Source organism: uncultured Microbacterium sp. (assembly GCF_963528945.1).
GTDB lineage: Bacteria > Actinomycetota > Actinomycetes > Actinomycetales > Microbacteriaceae > Microbacterium.
Map to the genome: position 1 here is coordinate 685,978 of NZ_CAURWX010000001.1, position 17,927 is coordinate 703,904.

17 protein-coding genes and 1 tRNA gene are annotated in these 17,927 nt (G+C 70.1%); 13 read left to right on the forward strand and 5 right to left on the reverse strand.

From position 1 onward, the window contains the following. Positions 1-135: 135 nt before the first annotated feature. Together RWS82_RS03105 and RWS82_RS03110 are read right to left on the reverse strand one after the other, a co-directional pair. Positions 136-211, reverse strand: a tRNA-Arg gene (locus RWS82_RS03105). Between the two features lie 16 nt (positions 212-227). Then, entirely contained in the window at positions 228-1,034 is an 807-nt protein-coding gene (locus tag RWS82_RS03110; RefSeq protein ID WP_314646794.1) for an SGNH/GDSL hydrolase family protein, read from the reverse strand. A gap of 70 nt (positions 1,035-1,104) precedes the next feature. Between RWS82_RS03110 and argS the strand changes: the two genes are divergently transcribed. Then, on the forward strand, positions 1,105-2,769 hold the full coding sequence (argS, locus tag RWS82_RS03115; protein ID WP_314646796.1) for an arginine--tRNA ligase: 1,665 nt from the start codon (positions 1,105-1,107) through the stop codon (positions 2,767-2,769). Between the two features lie 37 nt (positions 2,770-2,806). Next, a complete protein-coding gene (locus RWS82_RS03120; RefSeq protein ID WP_314646798.1) occupies positions 2,807-3,649 on the forward strand; it encodes a DUF2993 domain-containing protein in 843 nt (280 codons plus the stop codon). A gap of 28 nt (positions 3,650-3,677) precedes the next feature. On the opposite strand, the gene RWS82_RS03125 is transcribed toward RWS82_RS03120, so the two are convergent. Then, a complete protein-coding gene (locus RWS82_RS03125) occupies positions 3,678-4,766 on the reverse strand; it encodes a YihY/virulence factor BrkB family protein (protein ID WP_314646801.1) in 1,089 nt (362 codons plus the stop codon). A gap of 150 nt (positions 4,767-4,916) precedes the next feature. Between RWS82_RS03125 and lysA the strand changes: the two genes are divergently transcribed. The 5 genes from lysA to prfA all read left to right on the forward strand — a co-directional run bounded on the left by lysA (position 4,917) and on the right by prfA (position 11,758). Beyond that, a complete protein-coding gene (gene lysA, locus RWS82_RS03130; protein WP_314646804.1) occupies positions 4,917-6,335 on the forward strand; it encodes a diaminopimelate decarboxylase in 1,419 nt (472 codons plus the stop codon). A 21-nt stretch (positions 6,336-6,356) separates the two neighbouring features. After that, positions 6,357-7,661 (forward strand): homoserine dehydrogenase, encoded by a 1,305-nt coding sequence (locus RWS82_RS03135; protein ID WP_314646807.1) that lies wholly within the window; start codon positions 6,357-6,359, stop codon positions 7,659-7,661. Beyond that, positions 7,658-8,593, forward strand: coding sequence for a homoserine kinase (thrB, locus tag RWS82_RS03140; protein WP_314646809.1), 936 nt, complete (start codon positions 7,658-7,660; stop codon positions 8,591-8,593). The genes RWS82_RS03135 and thrB overlap by 4 nt, the downstream gene beginning before the upstream one ends. Positions 8,594-8,759: 166 nt before the next feature. Next, on the forward strand, positions 8,760-10,667 hold the full coding sequence (rho, locus tag RWS82_RS03145) for a transcription termination factor Rho (RefSeq protein ID WP_314646811.1): 1,908 nt from the start codon (positions 8,760-8,762) through the stop codon (positions 10,665-10,667). Positions 10,668-10,678: 11 nt separating this feature from the next. Further along, on the forward strand, positions 10,679-11,758 hold the full coding sequence (gene prfA / locus RWS82_RS03150; RefSeq protein WP_314646814.1) for a peptide chain release factor 1: 1,080 nt from the start codon (positions 10,679-10,681) through the stop codon (positions 11,756-11,758). 49 nt (positions 11,759-11,807) lie between these two features. On the opposite strand, the gene epsC is transcribed toward prfA, so the two are convergent. Then, positions 11,808-12,371, reverse strand: coding sequence for a serine O-acetyltransferase EpsC (gene epsC, locus RWS82_RS03155; protein ID WP_314646816.1), 564 nt, complete (start codon positions 12,369-12,371; stop codon positions 11,808-11,810). Between the two features lie 8 nt (positions 12,372-12,379). Further along, positions 12,380-13,318 carry a cysteine synthase A gene (cysK, locus tag RWS82_RS03160; RefSeq protein ID WP_314646819.1) on the reverse strand — a complete coding sequence of 313 codons (939 nt, stop codon included), beginning with the start codon at positions 13,316-13,318 and terminating at the stop codon, positions 12,380-12,382. A gap of 92 nt (positions 13,319-13,410) precedes the next feature. Between cysK and prmC the strand changes: the two genes are divergently transcribed. The 6 genes from prmC (at position 13,411) to atpE (ending at position 17,921) form a co-directional block, all read left to right on the forward strand. Next, positions 13,411-14,271, forward strand: a complete 861-nt coding sequence (gene prmC / locus RWS82_RS03165) for a peptide chain release factor N(5)-glutamine methyltransferase (RefSeq protein ID WP_314646822.1) — start codon at positions 13,411-13,413, stop codon at positions 14,269-14,271. 39 nt (positions 14,272-14,310) lie between these two features. After that, positions 14,311-15,027 carry an L-threonylcarbamoyladenylate synthase gene (locus RWS82_RS03170; RefSeq protein WP_314646825.1) on the forward strand — a complete coding sequence of 239 codons (717 nt, stop codon included), beginning with the start codon at positions 14,311-14,313 and terminating at the stop codon, positions 15,025-15,027. After that, entirely contained in the window at positions 15,024-16,190 is a 1,167-nt protein-coding gene (locus RWS82_RS03175) for an MraY family glycosyltransferase (protein WP_314646827.1), read from the forward strand. The genes RWS82_RS03170 and RWS82_RS03175 overlap by 4 nt, the downstream gene beginning before the upstream one ends. After that, complete coding sequence (locus RWS82_RS03180) at positions 16,187-16,720, forward strand: hypothetical protein (RefSeq protein WP_314646829.1); 534 nt, start codon at positions 16,187-16,189, stop codon at positions 16,718-16,720. The genes RWS82_RS03175 and RWS82_RS03180 overlap by 4 nt, the downstream gene beginning before the upstream one ends. Before the next feature lie 131 nt (positions 16,721-16,851). Then, positions 16,852-17,637, forward strand: a complete 786-nt coding sequence (gene atpB / locus RWS82_RS03185; protein WP_400190068.1) for a F0F1 ATP synthase subunit A — start codon at positions 16,852-16,854, stop codon at positions 17,635-17,637. A gap of 44 nt (positions 17,638-17,681) precedes the next feature. Next, positions 17,682-17,921 carry an ATP synthase F0 subunit C gene (atpE, locus tag RWS82_RS03190; RefSeq protein ID WP_045265023.1) on the forward strand — a complete coding sequence of 80 codons (240 nt, stop codon included), beginning with the start codon at positions 17,682-17,684 and terminating at the stop codon, positions 17,919-17,921. Positions 17,922-17,927: the final 6 nt, after the last annotated feature.

Genomic DNA, 17,927 nt, shown 5'->3' on the forward strand with positions numbered 1-17,927 from the left:
TCCCGTGGCACGGTTAGAGCGCAGCAATAGAGATCCCTACTGAGCAGCAAAGAGAAAAGCCGCCTGAAACCAGGCGGCTTTTCTCGTACTTGGGGGTTACGCGTACGTATTCACATACCATCCGCGTACAACCCGTGGTGCCCCCGACAGGAGTCGAACCTGCGACCTACGGTACCGGAAACCGGCGCTCTATCCACTGAGCTACGGAGGCGTACCGAACGACGATATCACTGCTCGGGGGTGGTCTCCGAACCGCCGGCGACGGTGACCGGCGCGTCGCCCAGTTCACCGAGCGCGGCGGCGAGCTTCTCGGCGAGGTACCGGTGCCCGTCGGTGGACGGATGCCGGCGCCCCACCTCGACATCGATGACGTCGAGATAGTTCTGCTCGGTGATCCATCCGTCGGCGAGGGGAGAGATGTACCACCAGCCGCGCGCGGCCGCGAGTTCGCCGAGGTCCCGGTCGATGCGCACGGTACCCGCGGCGGCGGGGAGCTGGTGCGGCGCCGGTCCGAGGATCACGATCGCCGCCTCCGGATATGTCGCTGCCAGGGCGTCCCAGGCGGCCGTGACCGCCTCCCGGTAGCCCGCCTCGCCCTGCTCGCGGTCGTTGATCGAGCCCTGCACGACGACGAGGTCGGGGGCGAGGGACGGGTCGAGCGCCGCAATGCGCTCGCCGAAGGTCGGGCCGTCGATGCCGGGCTTCAGGTATCCGCTGCCGCGCACGCCGTCGACGATCGTCTTGCCGTCGAGCAGATCGGCGAGCACGTATGCGTAGCCCTCCGTGGGCACGGTGGCCGCCGAACCGTAGGTCCACGAGTCGCCGAAGACCAGGACGGTCGGATGCTCGGGGAGCGCGAGCGGCGTCGGGGCCACCAGCGCCGCGGGTGCGCCGTCCGCGGCACCCACCGGCGCGGCCGACGGAAGAGGAGCCCAGGGGCGCCAGACGCCGAGCACACCGGCCGCGACGGCGAGCGCGAGTGCAGTGGCAATGGCGGCACGGCGCAGACGACGGCGGGCGGGAACGGCGGTCATGGGACGAGGGTAGGTCACGTCGGCCGTTTCGCGAATTCGCCGCCTCTCCGCGCCGTAAACTGGGTCACCTATGAATCCTGAAACCCTCGCCGCAGCGCTTCTTTCCGTCGTCGCCCCGATCGCCGACGAGCGACGCCCGGGCGAGGCACTCGGACTCACGGCATCCGACATCGTTCTCGAGCGCCCGCGCAACCGCGACCACGGGGACTGGGCATCGAACATCGCGATGCGCCTGGCGAAGCCGCTCGGGGTGAACCCGCGCGAGCTCGCCCAGCAGATCGCCGACGGTCTGCTCTCGGTCGAAGGGATCGCGAGCGCCGAGGTCGCCGGCCCCGGCTTCCTCAACATCCGACTCGAGGCCGCCGCTGCCGGCGCGCTCGCGAAGACCATCGTCGACGCCGGCCCCGCATACGGCACCAACACGTCGCAGCAGGGCGTCAGCGTCAACCTGGAGTTCGTCTCGGCGAACCCGACCGGCCCGCTGCACATCGCCCACACCCGCTGGGCCGCGCTCGGTGACGCGATCGTGCGCCTGCTCCTCGCCAGCGGCGCGCACGCCGTACGCGAGTACTACATCAACGACGCCGGTGCGCAGATGGACCGGTTCGCCGGTTCGCTGGTCGCGGCAGCCAAGGGGGAGCCGACGCCCGAAGGCGGCTACCCCGGCGAGTACATCGCGACGCTGGCCGCGCGCATCCTCGATGCGCGTCCCGACCTCCTCTCGCTCCCGGACGCCGAGCAGCTCGTGGTCGCGCGCGATCTCGGCTACGAGTACCAGCTCGCCGAGATCAAGCACTCGCTCGACCGTTTCAACGTGCCGTTCGACGTCTGGTTCTCGGAGCGCACGCTGCACGCGAAGGACGCCACGGGGTCGAGCCTCATCGACCAGGCGGTCGAGCGCCTGCGCGAGCAGGGTCATGTCTACGACGAGGATGGTGCCGTGTGGGTGCGCACCACCGATTTCGGTGACGACAAGGACCGGGTGATCCGCCGCTCCAACGGCGAGTACACCTACTTCGCCGCCGACGCCGCGTACTACCTGAACAAGGGCGACCGCGGCTTCCAGAACAAGATCTACCTCCTCGGCGCCGACCACCACGGTTATGTGCACCGCCTCAAGGCCGTGGCCGGCGCGGCGGGGGAGGACCCCGAGAAGAACATCCAGGTGCTCATCGGGCAGATGGTGTCGATCAACGGAGCGCGTCTGAGCAAGCGCGCCGGCAACATCATCGAGATGGACGACCTCCTCGACTGGCTCGGCACCGACGCGCTGCGCTACTCGCTCGAGCGATCGCCGGCCGACTCGCCGCTCGACCTCGACCCCGAGCTGCTGCAGAAGCGCACGAACGACAACCCCGTGTTCTACGTGCAATACGCGCACGCCCGCACGCACAACGTGAGCCGCAACGCGCACGACTCGGGCGTCGACCGCTCCGAGTTCGCGCCCGAGACCCTGACCCATGCGTCCGAGGCCGCGCTGCTTGGTGCTCTGCAGGAGTTCCCGCGCATCGTGGCGTTCGCCGCCGAGGTGCGCGAGCCGCACCGCGTCGCCCGCTACCTCGAGGAACTCGCCGGCCTGTACCACCGCTGGTACGACAACTGCCGCGTGATCCCGCAGGGCGACGACCCGATCGAGAGCGTGCACCGCACGCGTCTGTGGCTGAACGACGCCGCGGGACAGGTGTTCCGCAACGGGCTCGACCTGCTCGGGGTGTCCGCTCCGGAACGCATGTGACGACAGTCGACGCCGACGCCTACGGCATCATGGTTCCATGAGCGACGACAACCGCACGCTGCCGTACCCGGAACCGGATGCCGAGCATCCCACGCTCGTGCTGCCGGGCGACGAGCGTCCGGCGGCGGGGGCGCGCCGGCGTCGCCGCTGGCCCTGGGTGATCCTCGTGATCGTTCTCGTGCTTGCCGCCCTGGTCGTCGCGGCCGAGTTCGTGGCCCGCGCCGTACTCCCGGGGGTGGTGCGTTCCCTGGTGATCGAGCAGCTCGACCTGCCCGCCGATCAGCAGCTCGACGTGGAGGCCGACGGCATCCTGCTGACGCAGTTGATCGGGGGCTCGCTCGACCGCCTTCACCTGTCGACCGATCGGGTGACGCTCGAGGGCATCACCGGCGCGGCCGACGTGACGGCCACAGGAGTGCCGCTGCGCGGGGGAGACCTGCGCAGCGCCGAGGGTACGATCCGCATCGATCAGGACCAGTTCACCGCCCTGCTCGCATCGACCGACCTGCCGATCGAGACCGTCGCGCTCGATGCGCCGAACGCCACCGTGTCCGGATCGATCAGCGTGCTCGGTGCCTCCGTGCCCGTGTCGCTCACCCTGACGCCCGGAGCGGTCGACGGAGACCTCGAGCTGACCCCCGTGTCGGCGAGCATCGGGGGGATCGAGATCGATGCATCCGACGTCGGATCCAACCTGGGAGCGATCGGTTCGGGGCTGACCGAGCCGCAACGCATCTGCATCGCCGACCAGCTGCCGGCGGGTCTCACACTCACCGGACTCGAGATCGAGGGCACCGCCGCGGTCATCGACCTCGACGTCGACGGAGCGATCGCCACCGACGAGACGCTGCTCGAGAAGGGCACCTGCCCCGGACGGTGAGGACGGGCCGCACGCTGGTCCGTCGTCGTCAGGCCTCGGCAGCGGCCTTCTGCGCCTCGCGCAGCTCGTCCGTCGCGATCTGCACGTCGACCTCCGCGCGCTGCACCCGTCGCTGCGGGAACGTCGTCGCGCCGTAGCGCGCGCGCACGCGGTCGCGCACCTCCTCCTCGCCGGTGACGATGTAGGCGCACGCGATCAGCATGACCTGCGCCGACAGGTTGAGCCAGATGAGGAGCGCCAGGAGAGACGCGAACGACGCGAGCAGAGGATTGCTCGTGGCCCCGCCCACGAAGAGCGACGAGAGCTCCTGCAGCACGAGGAGGCCGAAAGCGCCGAGCAGTGCACCGGACCACAGCGAACGGGCCGCGGGCTTCACGCCGGACAGCAGCAGGAAGACCGCGATGAGCAGCCCCGTGTTCAGCGCGAACACGATGACGAGCGAGATGATCCGCACGCCCCAGGTTGCGACGGGGGAGTCCTCGGGAAGACCCACCAGGCCCGCGATCCAGCCGATGCCGACGCGACCGGCGATCGACAGGAAGGCCGCTGCCACGAATGAGGCGCCGATGCCGACGGCGAGCGCGAGGTTGCGCAGGATGACCCAGATGAACAGGATGTCGCTCTGCGCCGTGCCCGAGATCACGCGCACCGCCGTGCGAAGGGATCCGACGGCCCCGAGAGCAGCTCCGATGAGCGCCACCGTCGAGATCGCACCGGCGAACGATAGCGACACCGGTTCGCGCAACTGGGACGGGTCGATGACACCGTCGTCGCCGATCAGCCCCGGAACGACCGACTGCACGGCGTCGATGATCGCGTCCCACGCCTGCGGGTTGCCCGCGAGCCAGAGCGCGGCGACCGAGAAGCCGAGCAGCACGCCGGCGAAGACGCTGAAGAGCGCCCGGTAGGTCACGCTGTCGGCCAGCATGGCGCCGCGCCGCTCGCTGTAGAGCAGGAACGCGCGCACCGGCTTGCGGATGAGCGCCCACCGGATGACCGCGGCGACAGCGCGGGGGATCGGCCCGGGGGTGCTCGCCGTGGGCGCACCGTCCGCGGGTGCGGCGTCGCGCTCGACGTCGGTGCTGTGCGATCGTTCGGGGTTCGGCGAGGTGCTCACGGTCCCACCCTAGGAGCGCGCGGGCGGCGGGGCACAGGGGTTGCGGGAGCGTCGTCACCCTGGCTAGGAGGGCCTGTGCGGTGCCCTAGAATCGGGGCAGGTCTCGAAGGGCGCCCGTCGCCCCCCTCCCCGCCCCACGATTGGTGTTCCGTGCTCTCCGCTGCCCATTCGCTCGCGCCCGAGTGGCTCACCGTGCCCGAAGATGCGAACGACCTCGCCCCGGGCGTGTGGCCCGCGAGCGCCGCCCGCGACGCCGACGGCGTGCTCGCCCTCGGCGGGGTGGATGCCGCGACCCTCGCGCGCACCTACGGCACGCCCGTCCTCGTTCTCGATGAGGACGAGGCGCGCTCACGGGCCCGCGCGTTCCGTGCGGCCTTCGACGAGGCGGCGGCGCGGAACGGCACGACGGCGCAGGTCTACTACGCCGGCAAGGCCTTCCTCAGCACGACGGTCGCCCGTTGGGTGATCGACGAGGGTCTGCGCGTCGACGTCTGCACGGGCGGCGAGCTCGCCGTCGCATTGGCCGCGGGAGTCGCCCCGGGCGCGATCGGCTTCCACGGTAACAACAAATCGGTCGCCGAGCTGGAACGCGCGGTCGAGGTGGGGGTGGGTTCCGTCATCGTCGACAGCGCCATCGAGATCGAGCGCCTGGCGGCCATCACCGCTCGCGTCGGCGCCGTGCAGCGGGTGCTCGTCCGCGTGGTCAGCGGCGTGCACGCCGAGACGCACGACTTCCTAGCGACCGCTCACGAAGACCAGAAGTTCGGCTTCCCGCTCGACGAGGCCGAGGCCGCCGTCGCACGGATCCGCGAGATCCCCGGTCTCGACTTCGCCGGGCTGCACTGCCACATCGGTTCGCAGATCTTCGGCGTCGCCGGGTTCCGCGAGTCGGCCGAGCGCGTGCTCGAGCTGCACGCGGCCCTGCTCGCGCACGGTCCGGTGCCCCAGATGAATCTCGGCGGCGGCTTCGGCATCGCCTACACGCGGGCCGACCACCCGACCCCGATCGACACCCTGGCGTCCGAGATCGTCTCCGCGGTCGCCGAGGGCTGCGCCGCCCGCGGCATCCCGGTTCCGGCCCTGTCGTTCGAACCCGGCCGTGCGATCATCGGCACCGCGGGGGTGACGCTCTACGAGGTCGGGACAACCAAGGACGTCACGGTCGACGCCGGCGCCACCCGCCGGTACGTCAGCGTCGACGGCGGGATGAGCGACAACGCCCGTCCGGCTCTCTACGGTGCGCAGTACTCGGCCCGTCTCGCGTCGCGCGCGGGCGACGGCGAGCCGCGCCTCAGTCGTGTCGTCGGCAAGCACTGCGAATCGGGCGACATCGTCGTCGACCACGAATACCTCCCCGCCGACCTCACCCCGGGCGATCTGCTCGCGGTGCCCGTCACGGGCGCCTATTGCGTCTCGCTCGCGAGCAACTACAACCACGTGCCCCGTCCGCCGGTGGTCGCGGTGAGCGGTGGCCGGTCGCGCATCATCGTGCGCGGCGAGACGGTCGACGACCTGCTGGCCCGCGACGCGGGCATCGACGGGGCCCCGGCCCCCGAGGGAGAGAAATGACCCACCCCCGAAGGAGTGACCATGGCTGATTACCGACGACTTCGAGTGGCGCTGCTCGGCGCCGGAGCGGTCGGCTCGCAGGTGGCCGACCTGCTGCTGCGGCACGGTGACGAGCTCGCCGATCGGGCGGGTGCGGAGCTGGAGCTCGCCGGCATCGCCGTGCGCGACCTCGACGCCCCTCGCGACGTGGATCTGCCGCGCGAGCTCTTCACGACCGATGCCGAGTCGCTGGTGCTCGGCGCCGACATCGTCATCGAACTGATCGGCGGCATCGAGCCGGCGCGCACGACCATCCTGCAGGCGATCGGCGCGGGTGCCGACGTCGTCACGGCGAACAAGGCGCTGCTCGCCACCCACGGGCCCGAGCTCTTCGAGGCGGCCGACCGTGTCGGCGCGTCGGTGCACTACGAGGCCGCGGCCGCCGGCGCCATCCCGATCATCCGGCCGTTGCGCGACTCGCTGGCCGGTGACCGCATCGTGCGCATCATGGGCATCGTCAACGGCACCACGAACTACATCCTCGACCGCATGGAGACCGAGGGCGCCGACTTCGCCGACGTGCTCGCCGATGCGCAGCGTCTCGGATACGCCGAGGCCGACCCCACGGCGGATGTCGAGGGGTACGACGCCGCGCAGAAGGCGGCGATCCTCGCCAGCCTCGCGTTCCACACGGCGGTGCCGCTCGACGCGGTGCACCGAGAGGGCATCACGTCGGTGACGGCCTCGATGATCGAGGAGGCCCGTTCGGCCGGACTCGTCATCAAGCTTCTCGCCGTCTGCGAGCGCGTGGTCGTCGAGGGCACCGAGTCGATCTCGGTGCGCGTGTACCCCGCTCTGGTGCCGCAGTCGCACCCTCTCGCTTCGGTGCACGGCGCGAACAACGCGGTGTTCGTCGAGGCGGAGGCCGCCGGCTCGCTGATGTTCTACGGCGCGGGCGCCGGCGGCGTCCAGACCGCGTCCGCCGTCCTCGGCGACGTCGTGTCGGCTGCGCGCCGCCACATCGCCGGCGGTGTGGGCGTGGGCGAGTCCACCCGGGCCAACCTGCCGGTCGTCCCGATCGGCTTCGTCACCACGCGCTACCAGATCACGCTCGAGGTGGCCGATGCGCCGGGCGTGCTCGCGACGGTCGCCGGCATCCTGAGCGACGGCGACGTGTCGGTCGCGACCATCGTCCAGACGGTCGAGGGCGAGGAGGAGCCGACCGCGCGACTCATCATCGGCACGCACCGCGCCGCCGACCGTGCCCTCAGCGCCGCCGTGGATGCCCTCGCCGCCAGCGCCGTCGTGGAGCGCGTGGTGTCGGTGCTGCGCGTGGAAGGCGAGTGACGGTGGGCCTGGGCCGCACCATCGAGGTGGTCGTCCCCGCGACCAGCGCCAACCTCGGGCCCGGCTTCGACACCCTCGGGCTCGCTCTCAGCGTCTACGACGCCCTCGTGGTGACCGAGCTGCCCGCCGGTGAGCTCGAGATCGAGGTCTCCGGGTCGGGCGCGGAGGACATCCCTCGCGACGCCTCGAACCTCATCGTCCGCACGGTCGCGCATGTCTACGCGGATGCAGGACGCCCGATGCCCGGTCTGCGTATCGCCGCCGAGAACGGGGTTCCGCACGGACGCGGACTCGGCTCGTCCGGCGCGGCCGTCGTGGCGGGAGTGCTGATCGCCAAGGGCCTGCTGGCCGGCGACGTCGAGATCGGCGACGACGACCTGCTCCGCCTCGCGACCGAGATCGAGGGGCATCCCGACAACGTCGCTCCGGCACTGTTCGGCGGCCTCACCATCGCCTGGATGGGCGAGCGGGGGCCGATGCACAAAAAGCTCCTCGTGCACCGCGGCGTCTCGCCGCTCGTGCTCGTCCCGGCCTACACGATGTCGACGTCGCAGGCACGATCGCTCCAGCCGCCGCACGTGTCGACGGCCGACGCCGTCTTCAACGTCTCGCGCTCTGCGCTGCTGATCGCGGCGCTGACCCAGAGCCCGGAGCTGCTGCTCGACGCCACCGCTGATCGGCTGCACCAGGACTACCGGGCCGAGGCCATGCCCGAGACGCAACGGCTCGTGCAGGCGCTCAGGGCCGCCGGCTTCGCCGCCGTCGTCTCGGGTGCCGGCCCCAGCGTGCTCGTGCTCGCCGACGGGCCCGGCCGGCGCCAGGAGGCTCTGGATCTGGCTGCCCAGGTGACCGACACTCCGTGGGACGCGCTCCTGCTCGCCGTCGATGTGCGGGGTGGTACAGTGGGGGATCGAGCGGAGGGCTCCACGTAACTTCTTCGTGAATCTGGCCCCATTGCAGATCTTGCAAGACCCGCACGTCCATCCTCCCGGCACACGTGCCAAAGGCGGCTGACGCCGAGCGTCAGCCCGTGCGATCGCGCGCAGCACCCGTTGCGTGCGTGGACCGCTCATTTCCCGAGACATAGAGGGAGTACTCGTGGAGAACCTCTCCGAGACCCAGAACGATCAGGCCGCTCCGGCCGTCGACGCCTCCGCTGGCACCGCCTCGGCGCCGGCCCGTAAGCGCGCACCGCGACGTGCGACGACGGCCACTGCCGCGGCCAAGGCCGAGAAGGCGGGCGAGGCCGCCCCGAGCGCTGAGACCGCGCCGGCGGCGGCCGCGGCTCCGGCCGCCGAGCAGGCCGAGGCTGCGCCGAAGGCGAAGGCCCCGCGCCGGACCCGTGCGAAGAAGGCCGACGCTGACGCCCCCGAGGCCCCCGTCGCCGACGGCGGATCCTCCGCGCCGGCCCCGGCCGAGGCTCCCGCGCAGAGCGACGCGCCGTCGGCCGCCGCGAAGGGCGAGCAGCCCGCCGCGGAGAGCTCCGACGACGCGCAGGGTGCACCCAAGGCCAAGGGCCGCGGTCGCCGCACGCCCAAGAAGACCGACTCCGAGACCGACGCCGCTCCTGCCGCAGCCTCCTCCGAGGCCGCGAGTGTCGAGCCGGCATCGTCCGAGCAGTCCGGCGAGAACGGCGAGGGTGGCGACGAACAGGGCGGACGCAGCCGGAGCCGCAACCGCAGCCGCAACCGCGGGCGAGGCCAGAACGGCGGCGGTCAGGACCAGCCGCAGCAGAGCGCCCCCGCCGAGGACGAGCAGGGCGGCAACGGCCGCAACCGTCAGCGCAACAAGCGTCGCGGCACCGGACCCGTCGACGAGTTCGAGACCGAGATCGGCGAGGATGACGTTCTCATCCCCATCGCGGGCATCCTCGACGTGCTCGACAACTACGCGTTCGTGCGCACCACCGGCTACCTCGCCGGACCCAGCGACGTCTACGTCTCGCTCGGTCAGGTCAAGAAGTACAACCTGCGCAAGGGCGATGCGATCGTCGGCGCCATCAAGCAGCCGCGCGAGGGCGATCAGCAGGGTCGCCAGAAGTACAACGCGCTCGTCAAGGTCGACTCGATCAACGGCCTGTCGATCGACGACGCCGCGACGCGGGTCGAGTTCGGCAAGCTGACGCCGCTGTACCCGCAGGAGCGTCTGCGCCTCGAGACCGCGCCCGAGAAGCTCACCCAGCGGATCATCGACCTCGTCGCCCCGATCGGCAAGGGCCAGCGCGGTCTGATCGTCGCGCCCCCCAAGGCGGGTAAGACCATCGTGCTGCAGCAGATCGCGAACGCGATCGCGCAGAACAACCCCGAGGTGCACCTCATGGTCGTGCTCGTCGACGAGCGCCCCGAAGAGGTCACCGACATGGAGCGCACGGTCAAGGGCGAGGTCATCGCCTCGACGTTCGACCGTCCGGCCGAAGACCACACCACCGTCGCCGAGCTCGCGATCGAGCGCGCCAAGCGCCTCGTCGAACTGGGCCGCGACGTCGTCGTGCTGCTCGACTCGATCACCCGTCTGGGGCGTGCGTACAACCTCGCCGCCCCCGCGTCGGGTCGTGTGCTCACCGGTGGAGTCGACGCCTCGGCGCTGTACCCGCCCAAGCGGTTCTTCGGCGCCGCGCGCAACATCGAGAACGGCGGATCGCTCACGATCCTCGCCACGGCGCTCGTCGAGACGGGCTCCAAGATGGACGAGGTCATCTTCGAGGAGTTCAAGGGCACCGGCAACAGCGAGCTGCGCCTCTCGCGGGCTCTCGCCGACAAGCGCATCTTCCCGGCGGTCGACGTCAACGCGTCGAGCACCCGTCGCGAGGAGATGCTGCTCTCGAACGACGAGGTCAAGATCACCTGGAAGCTGCGTCGTGCCCTCGCGGGCCTCGACACCCAGCAGGCCCTCGAGGTCGTGCTCGGCAAGCTCAAGGAGACGCAGTCGAACGTCGAGTTCCTCGTGCAGATGCAGAAGTCGATCCCGACGCTGCCCTCGGGCGCGCACGACAACAACATCCGCTGAGCGGAACCGCCGTGTTCGAGTCCGTCCAGACTCTGATCGACGAGCACCGCCGGGTGCAGGAGGAACTCTCCGACCCGGCGGTGCACGCCGACGCCGCGCGGGCGAAACGCGTCAATCGGCGCTACGCCGAGCTGTCGCGCATCGTCTCGGCGCATGAGTCATGGGTGGCGGCGTCCGAAGATCTCGATGCGGCGAGGGAGCTCGCCCGCGAGGACGAGGCGTTCGCCGCCGAGATCCCGGCCCTCGAGACCGAGCTGCAGCAGGCGCAGGAGAAGCTGCGTCGCCTTCTCATCCCGCGGGACCCCGACGACGCGCGCGACGTGATCATGGAGATCAAGGCGGGGGAGGGCGGCGCCGAGAGCGCGCTCTTCGCCGCAGACCTGTTGCGCATGTACGTGCAGTACGCGGCGTCGAGGGGCTGGAAGACCGAGCTCCTCGAACGGAACGAGTCGGACCTCGGTGGCTACAAAGACGTCCAGGTGGCTATCAAGGGCACGTCGACGGACCCCGCGCAGGGCGTCTGGGCGCACCTCAAGTACGAGGGCGGCGTGCACCGTGTGCAGCGGGTGCCGGCCACGGAATCGCAGGGGCGCATCCACACCTCGACCACCGGCGTGCTCGTCTTCCCCGAGGTCGACGAACCCGACGAGATCGAGATCAACCAGAACGATCTGAAGATCGACGTGTTCCGATCGTCGGGGCCGGGCGGTCAGTCGGTCAACACGACCGACTCCGCCGTGCGGATCACGCACGTGCCGACCGGCATCGTCGTGTCGATGCAGAACGAGAAGTCGCAGCTGCAGAACCGTGAGGCGGCCATGCGCGTGCTCCGTGCTCGTCTACTGGCGAAGCAGCAGGAGGAACTCGACGCGGCAGCGTCGGATGCCCGGCGCTCGCAGATCCGCGGGATGGACCGCTCCGAGCGCATCCGCACCTACAACTTCCCCGAGAACCGGATCGCCGATCACCGCACCGGGTTCAAGGCGTACAACCTCGACCAGGTGATGGACGGCGCCCTCGGGCCCATCATCGAGTCCGCGATCGCCGCCGACGAAGAGGCGCGGTTGGCGGCGGTCGGCAGCGAGTCCTGACCGACGGCGGCATCCGCGTCGCGGACGGCGCGCAGAGCGCGCCCGGGGTTCAGATCGAGTAGTCCGGCGCGGTCAACAGAGCGCGGGTGTCTTCCGTACCGGAGCGCTGCCTCGGCTTCGCCGGCACGCCGACCAGAACGCTGTCCTCGGGGGCGTCGCGCGTCACCACGGCATTCGCGCCGACGACCGACCGGGCACCGATGGTCACCGGGCCGAGGATCTTCGCTCCTGCGCCGACGGCGACCCCATCGCCGAGCGTCGGATGCCGTCGGCCGGCGTCACGGGAGCGGCCGCCTAGGGTCACCCCGTGGTAGAGCATGACGTCGTCGCCGACGACCGCGGTCTCGCCGATCACGACGCCCATCCCGTGGTCGATGAAGAAGCGTCGGCCGATGCGCGCCCCCGGGTGGATCTCGATGCCCGTGAGGGAACGGGCGAGCTGCGAGGTGGCCCGGGCGAGAAGGCGCAACCGCCGGCGCCAGAGGGCGTGCGAGACGCGATGGGCCCAGACGGCGTGCAGGCCGGGGTAGAGCAGTGCGACCTCGAGGCCGCTGCGGGCGGCGGGGTCGCGCAGGCGCGCGGCGGCGACGTCCTCGCGCATTCGTCCGATCATGCGGGCGGTCAGTCCTCGCGCAGGTCTTCGAACAGGGCCGTCGAGAGGTAGCGCTCGCCCGTGTCGGGGAGGATCACGACGATGTTCTTGCCCGCGTTCTCGGGACGAGCAGCGACCTGCAGCGCCGCCCAGGTGGCGGCACCGCACGACATGCCCACCAGCAGTCCCTCCTGGGCTGCGAGGGCACGAGCGGTGCGGATCGCGTCGTCGAACTCGACGGGCACGACCTCGTCGATGACATCGCGGTCGAGGATGGCCGGCACGAAGTTCGGCCCGATGCCCTGAATCTTGTGCGGGCCGGGGTGCCCCTCACTGAGCACGGGGGAGTCCTTCGGCTCGACCGCGATCACCTGGACGCCGGGCTTGGCGGCCTTCAGCGCCTGACCGGTCCCGGTGACGGTGCCGCCCGTGCCGACGCCGGCGACGAAGATGTCCACCTCGCCGTCCGTGTCGCGCAGGATCTCCTGCGCGGTGGTCTCGCGGTGGATCTGCGGGTTGGCGGCGTTCTCGAACTGGCGCACCCAGACCGCACCGGGGGTGTCGGCGACGATCTGCTTCGTGATCTCGATCGCGCCGCTCATGCCCTTGGTCGGGTCGGTGAGCACGATCTCGGCGCCGAATGCCTTGAGCAGCACGCGGCGCTCCTTCGACATCGACGCCGGCATAGTGAGGATCACCTTGTAGCCGCGGGCCGCACCCACCATCGCGAGGGCGATGCCGGTGTTGCCGCTGGTCGACTCGACGATGGTCCCACCGGGCTTCAGCTCACCCGATGCCTCGGCGGCGTTGATCATCGCGATACCGATGCGGTCCTTGACGCTCGACGCCGGGTTGTAGAACTCGAGCTTCGCGAGGACGGTGGCCCCGAGGCCCTCGGTCACACGGTTCAGGCGCACCAGAGGGGTGTTGCCGAACGCGGTCGTGATGTCGGAATGGATACCGGGCATGAGGGGGCCTTCCTGTGCGGGTCGCTTCCGTCCAGCCTATGGGAGGCGCTGCAGGACGGGATCATTGTGACGCGGGACCTACGCTGGGAGACATGCCAGAGACCTCCGTCGCCGCCCTGGTGCGCGCCGCCGCCGCCCGACTCGCCGCCGCCGGGGTGCCCGACCCCGTGGTCGACGCCGAGCTGCTCGCCGGTCATGTGCGCGGGGTCGGTCGGGGCGAGTTGCAGGCGGCCATGGTGCGCGGCGACGCGCTCACGGTCGACGAGGCTGAGCGCCTGGACGCCCTCATCGCGCGCCGCGAGGCGCGCGAGCCGCTGCAGCACATCACGGGAACGGCGCCGTTCCGGCACCTCTCCCTGGCGGTGGGGCCAGGGGTGTTCGTTCCGAGGCCCGAGACCGAGACGGTCGTGCAGCATGCGATCGACGCTCTGCTCCACGCGCCAGACCCCTCACCGATCGCGATCGATCTCGGCACGGGCAGCGGCGCGATCGCCCTCGCGATGGCGACGGAGGTGCCGCACGCTCGCGTGTTCGCGGCCGAACTCTCTCCCGAGGCCCATGCGTGGGCGAGCCGGAACACCGACGGCGTCGAGAACCTCACGCTCGTGCTCGCCGACATGGCCGACGCCTTCCCGGAGCTCGCCGGCCTCGCCAGCGTCGTGATCTCGAACCCCCCGTACGTGCCGGATTCCGCGATCCCGCGGGACCCGGAGGTGCGGCTCTTCGACCCGGCGATGGCGCTGTACGGCGGGGCGGACGGACTCGACCTCGTCCGCGCTCTGAGCGCCAACGCCCTGCGACTCCTGCGCCCCGGCGGGCTGCTCGTGATCGAGCACGGGGAGCTGCAGGGGGCCGACATCCGGGGCATCCTCCACCATGACGGCTGGCGGGCCACCGCCACGCACCGCGACCTGACCCTCCGAGACCGCGCGACGACGGCGCTGCGTCCCTGAGCCGCATCTCCGGCGCCGCTCGCGTAGAATCGCAGCGACATGTCCTCCATCTTCGACTGCGGCGACGAGGCTCAGCTGCTCGCCGGAATGCGCCATGCGCGTCAGGCCATCAGCCGTGGCGAGCTCATCGTCCTGCCCACAGACACCGTTTACGGCGTGGGGGCCGACGCGTTCTCCCCGGCCGCCGTGCAGCGACTGCTCGATGCGAAGGGACGCGGCCGCAACCAGCCGCCGCCCGTTCTGGTCGGTACGAAGGAGACGCTCTACGCTCTCGCCGAGACCGTCCCGGAACCGGTCCAACGGCTCGTCGAGGCCTTCTGGCCCGGAGGGCTGACCATCGTGCTCCCCGCCCAGCCCTCCCTGGTGTGGGACCTGGGGGACACCGAGGGCACCGTCGCCGTGCGGATGCCCGAGGGGCGGGTGGCCCTCGAACTGCTCGCCGAGACCGGGCCGCTGGCCGTCTCCAGTGCGAACCTCACCGGCATGGCCGCCGCGGTCTCGGCATACGACGCCGAACAGATGCTGGGCGACAGTGTCGCGGTGTACCTGGCCGACGGGATGAGCCGCGACGGCGTCGCCTCGACCATCGTCGACGCCACGCCCCTCGTGGCACGCACTCCGGACGCCGAGCCGGGTCGTATCCGCATCCTTCGCGACGGGGCCGTGACCCGGGAGCGTCTGGAGGAGGCGCTCGGCGACCTGCTGGAGCCCGCGCCCGAGCCGGAGGAGCCGACCTCGCGCGGTGCGGATTCGTGAAGCAGTACCTGTTCACGATTCTCCTGACGGCGGCGATCACCTTCGTGCTCACCGGCGCCGTCTGGAAGCTCAGTCTCCGGTTCAAGCTGTATCCGGCCATCCGCGACCGCGACGTCCACACCACGCCCAAGCCGCGGCTGGGGGGAGTGGCGATCTTCCTCGGCATCGCCGCGGCGATCGGCTTCTCGGCGGTGAATCCGTTCTTCCAGACCATCTGGATGCCGCCCCAGACGATGTGGTCGATCCTCGGCGCGTCCTTCATCATCGCCGTCATCGGCGTGGTCGACGACCTGTGGGACCTCGACTGGATGATCAAGCTGGGTGCCCAGTTCGTCGCGGCTGCGCTCCTCACCATCGGGGGAGGGCTGCAGATCCTCTCGCTGCCCATCGGCGATCTCCTGGTGTTCTCCAGCTGGCTGAGCATCACCATCACGATGTTCGCGATCGTGATCGTGATGAACGCCGTCAACTTCATCGACGGCCTGGATGGCCTGGTCGCCGGGGTCTGCCTGATCGCCAACGGCGTCTTCTTCGCGTACTCCTACATCTTCACGCGGGACTCGGGGGCGTCCAGCTACTTCAACCTCTCGACGTTCATCGCGGCGGTCCTGATCGGCGCCTGCATCGGGTTCCTGCCGTGGAACTGGAGCCCCGCGAAACTGTTCATGGGCGATTCGGGCGCGCTCGTCCTCGGACTGCTGATGGCGACGAGCGCCGTCGCGATCACCGGGCAGATGGATCCGTCGGCGATCGACCCCGAACGTCTCGGCCGCTCCCAGCTGCTCGGTGCGTTTATCCCGATCCTGCTGCCGCTCATGGTGGTGCTGCTCCCGCTCCTCGACTTCGGCCTCGCGGTCCTGCGTCGGATGCATGCGGGCAAGTCGCCGTTCTCTCCCGACCGCAAGCACCTCCACCACCGCATGCTCGACCTGGGTCACCGCGATCGCGACGCGGTGCTCATCTTCTACGCGTGGACGGCGGTGATCTCGCTCGCCGTGCTGCTGATGTACATCGGCGCACGTGAGGACTGGCCGGGTCAGTACCTTCCCGGGGTCGCCTTCGGCGTCGTCGGGGTCATCGCGTGCCTCGTCCTCACCCTCAAGCCCTCTCGTCCCGCCCGACCCGAGGCGGCCCCCGACCCGATCTCCAGGAAGCCCTCATGAGCCCGAGCCCTGTGTCCAGCACGCCGATCCTCCGCCGCACCCTCATCTGGTCGGCGGTCGCCACGGTGGTCCTGGCCATCGTCGCCGGTGCGGTCGGCTTCGCCGTCGCGCAGGGGGAGGGGCTCGTCAGCGGACTCCTCGGCATCCTTCTCGCCGCCGTGTTCCTCGCGATCACCGGCATCAGCATCCTCATCGCCAACCGCTGGTACGGCGACCCGATCTACGTGCAGCTCTTCTTCGCGATCGTGCTGGGTGGATGGCTGCTCAAGCTGGGCGTCTTCATCGTCGTCATGATCGTCCTGAGTGGGCAGCCGTGGATCGTGCCGATGGTGTTCTTCCTCTCGATCGTGGCGGGCGTGCTGATGTCGCTGGCGATCGACGTGGTCGTGCTCACGCGCATGCGGCTGCCGCACGTCAGCGACGCCACCCTCCCGACGGAGGTGCCGGAGGACGTCGCTCCCGGCGCGCGGCGCCTCGACGCCGGTGCCGGCGACGAGCGGGGCGACGGGACGGACTCGCGCCCCCTGTGACTCTGATAAGGTTGACCTGTGCCCGCCGCTCGCCCGCGAGCGCTTGCGCCTGAAGCACACCGACCATCGTCGCCCCGGTTCTGACCGGTGCCCCGAAGCTGGAGCCCGCGCTGTTTAATCTCGCTGCGACCCTGACCCCCCGACTCGCGTCCGATGGCGAGTTCCACGGCCCCTCGATCGACGAGTTCTTCCCGGAGATCCTCTTCCACGTCGCGGGCATCCCTGTGCACCGGATCCACCTGGTCCAGCTGCTCTCGGTCATCGCCGTGGTCCTCATCCTCTGGCTCGGCACCCGACGCATGCGCGTGGTTCCCGGCCGCTTCCAGAGCCTCGTCGAGATGGGTCTCGGCTTCGTCCGCGGCGGCATCGCGCACGACCTCCTCGGACGCAAGGACGGCGAGCGGTTCCTCCCCATCCTCACCACGATCTTCTTCATGGTGCTGTTCATGAACATCACGGGAATTATCCCGTTCCTGAACATTGCCGGTACCAGCATCGCGGCCGTGCCGCTGCTGCTCGCCGTGGTGAGCTACATCACCTTCATCTACGCCGGCATCCGTCAGCACGGCGTGCGCTTCTTCAAGAATGCGCTCTTCCCCCAGGGTGTTCCGGTGTTCGCGCTCCCGATCGTGGCCATCATCGAGCTGGTCTCCACGTTCGTACTGCGCCCGGTCACCCTCATGCTCCGACTCCTGATGAACATGGTCGTCGGCCACATGCTCCTGGTGCTGTGCTTCGCGGCCACCCAGTTCTTCTTCTTCACCGCGGGCGGCGGCTGGGCCGCGCTCGGTGTCGGAACCCTCGCCTTCGGCGGCGCCTTCACTCTCTTCGAGATCCTGGTCGCCGTGCTGCAGGCATACGTCTTCACCGTCCTCACCGCGGTCTACATCCAGCTCGCGGTCGCAGAAGAGCACTGAGCGGGTCGGCAACTGCCGTCCCACCCAACGAAAGGAAAAACCCCGTGGACGCTACTACGGTTCTCGCTGAAATCAACGGTCACATCGGTGCGGTCGGCTACGGCCTCGCAGCGATCGGTCCGGCCATCGGTGTGGGCATCGTCGTCGGCAAGACCATCGAGGGCGTCGCCCGTCAGCCCGAGCTGGCCGGCCGTCTCCAGGTCCTCATGTGGATCGGTATCGCCTTCACCGAGGCGCTTGCGTTCGTCGGCATCGCCGTCGCATTCATCCCGTTCCCCGCGTAATCCCCA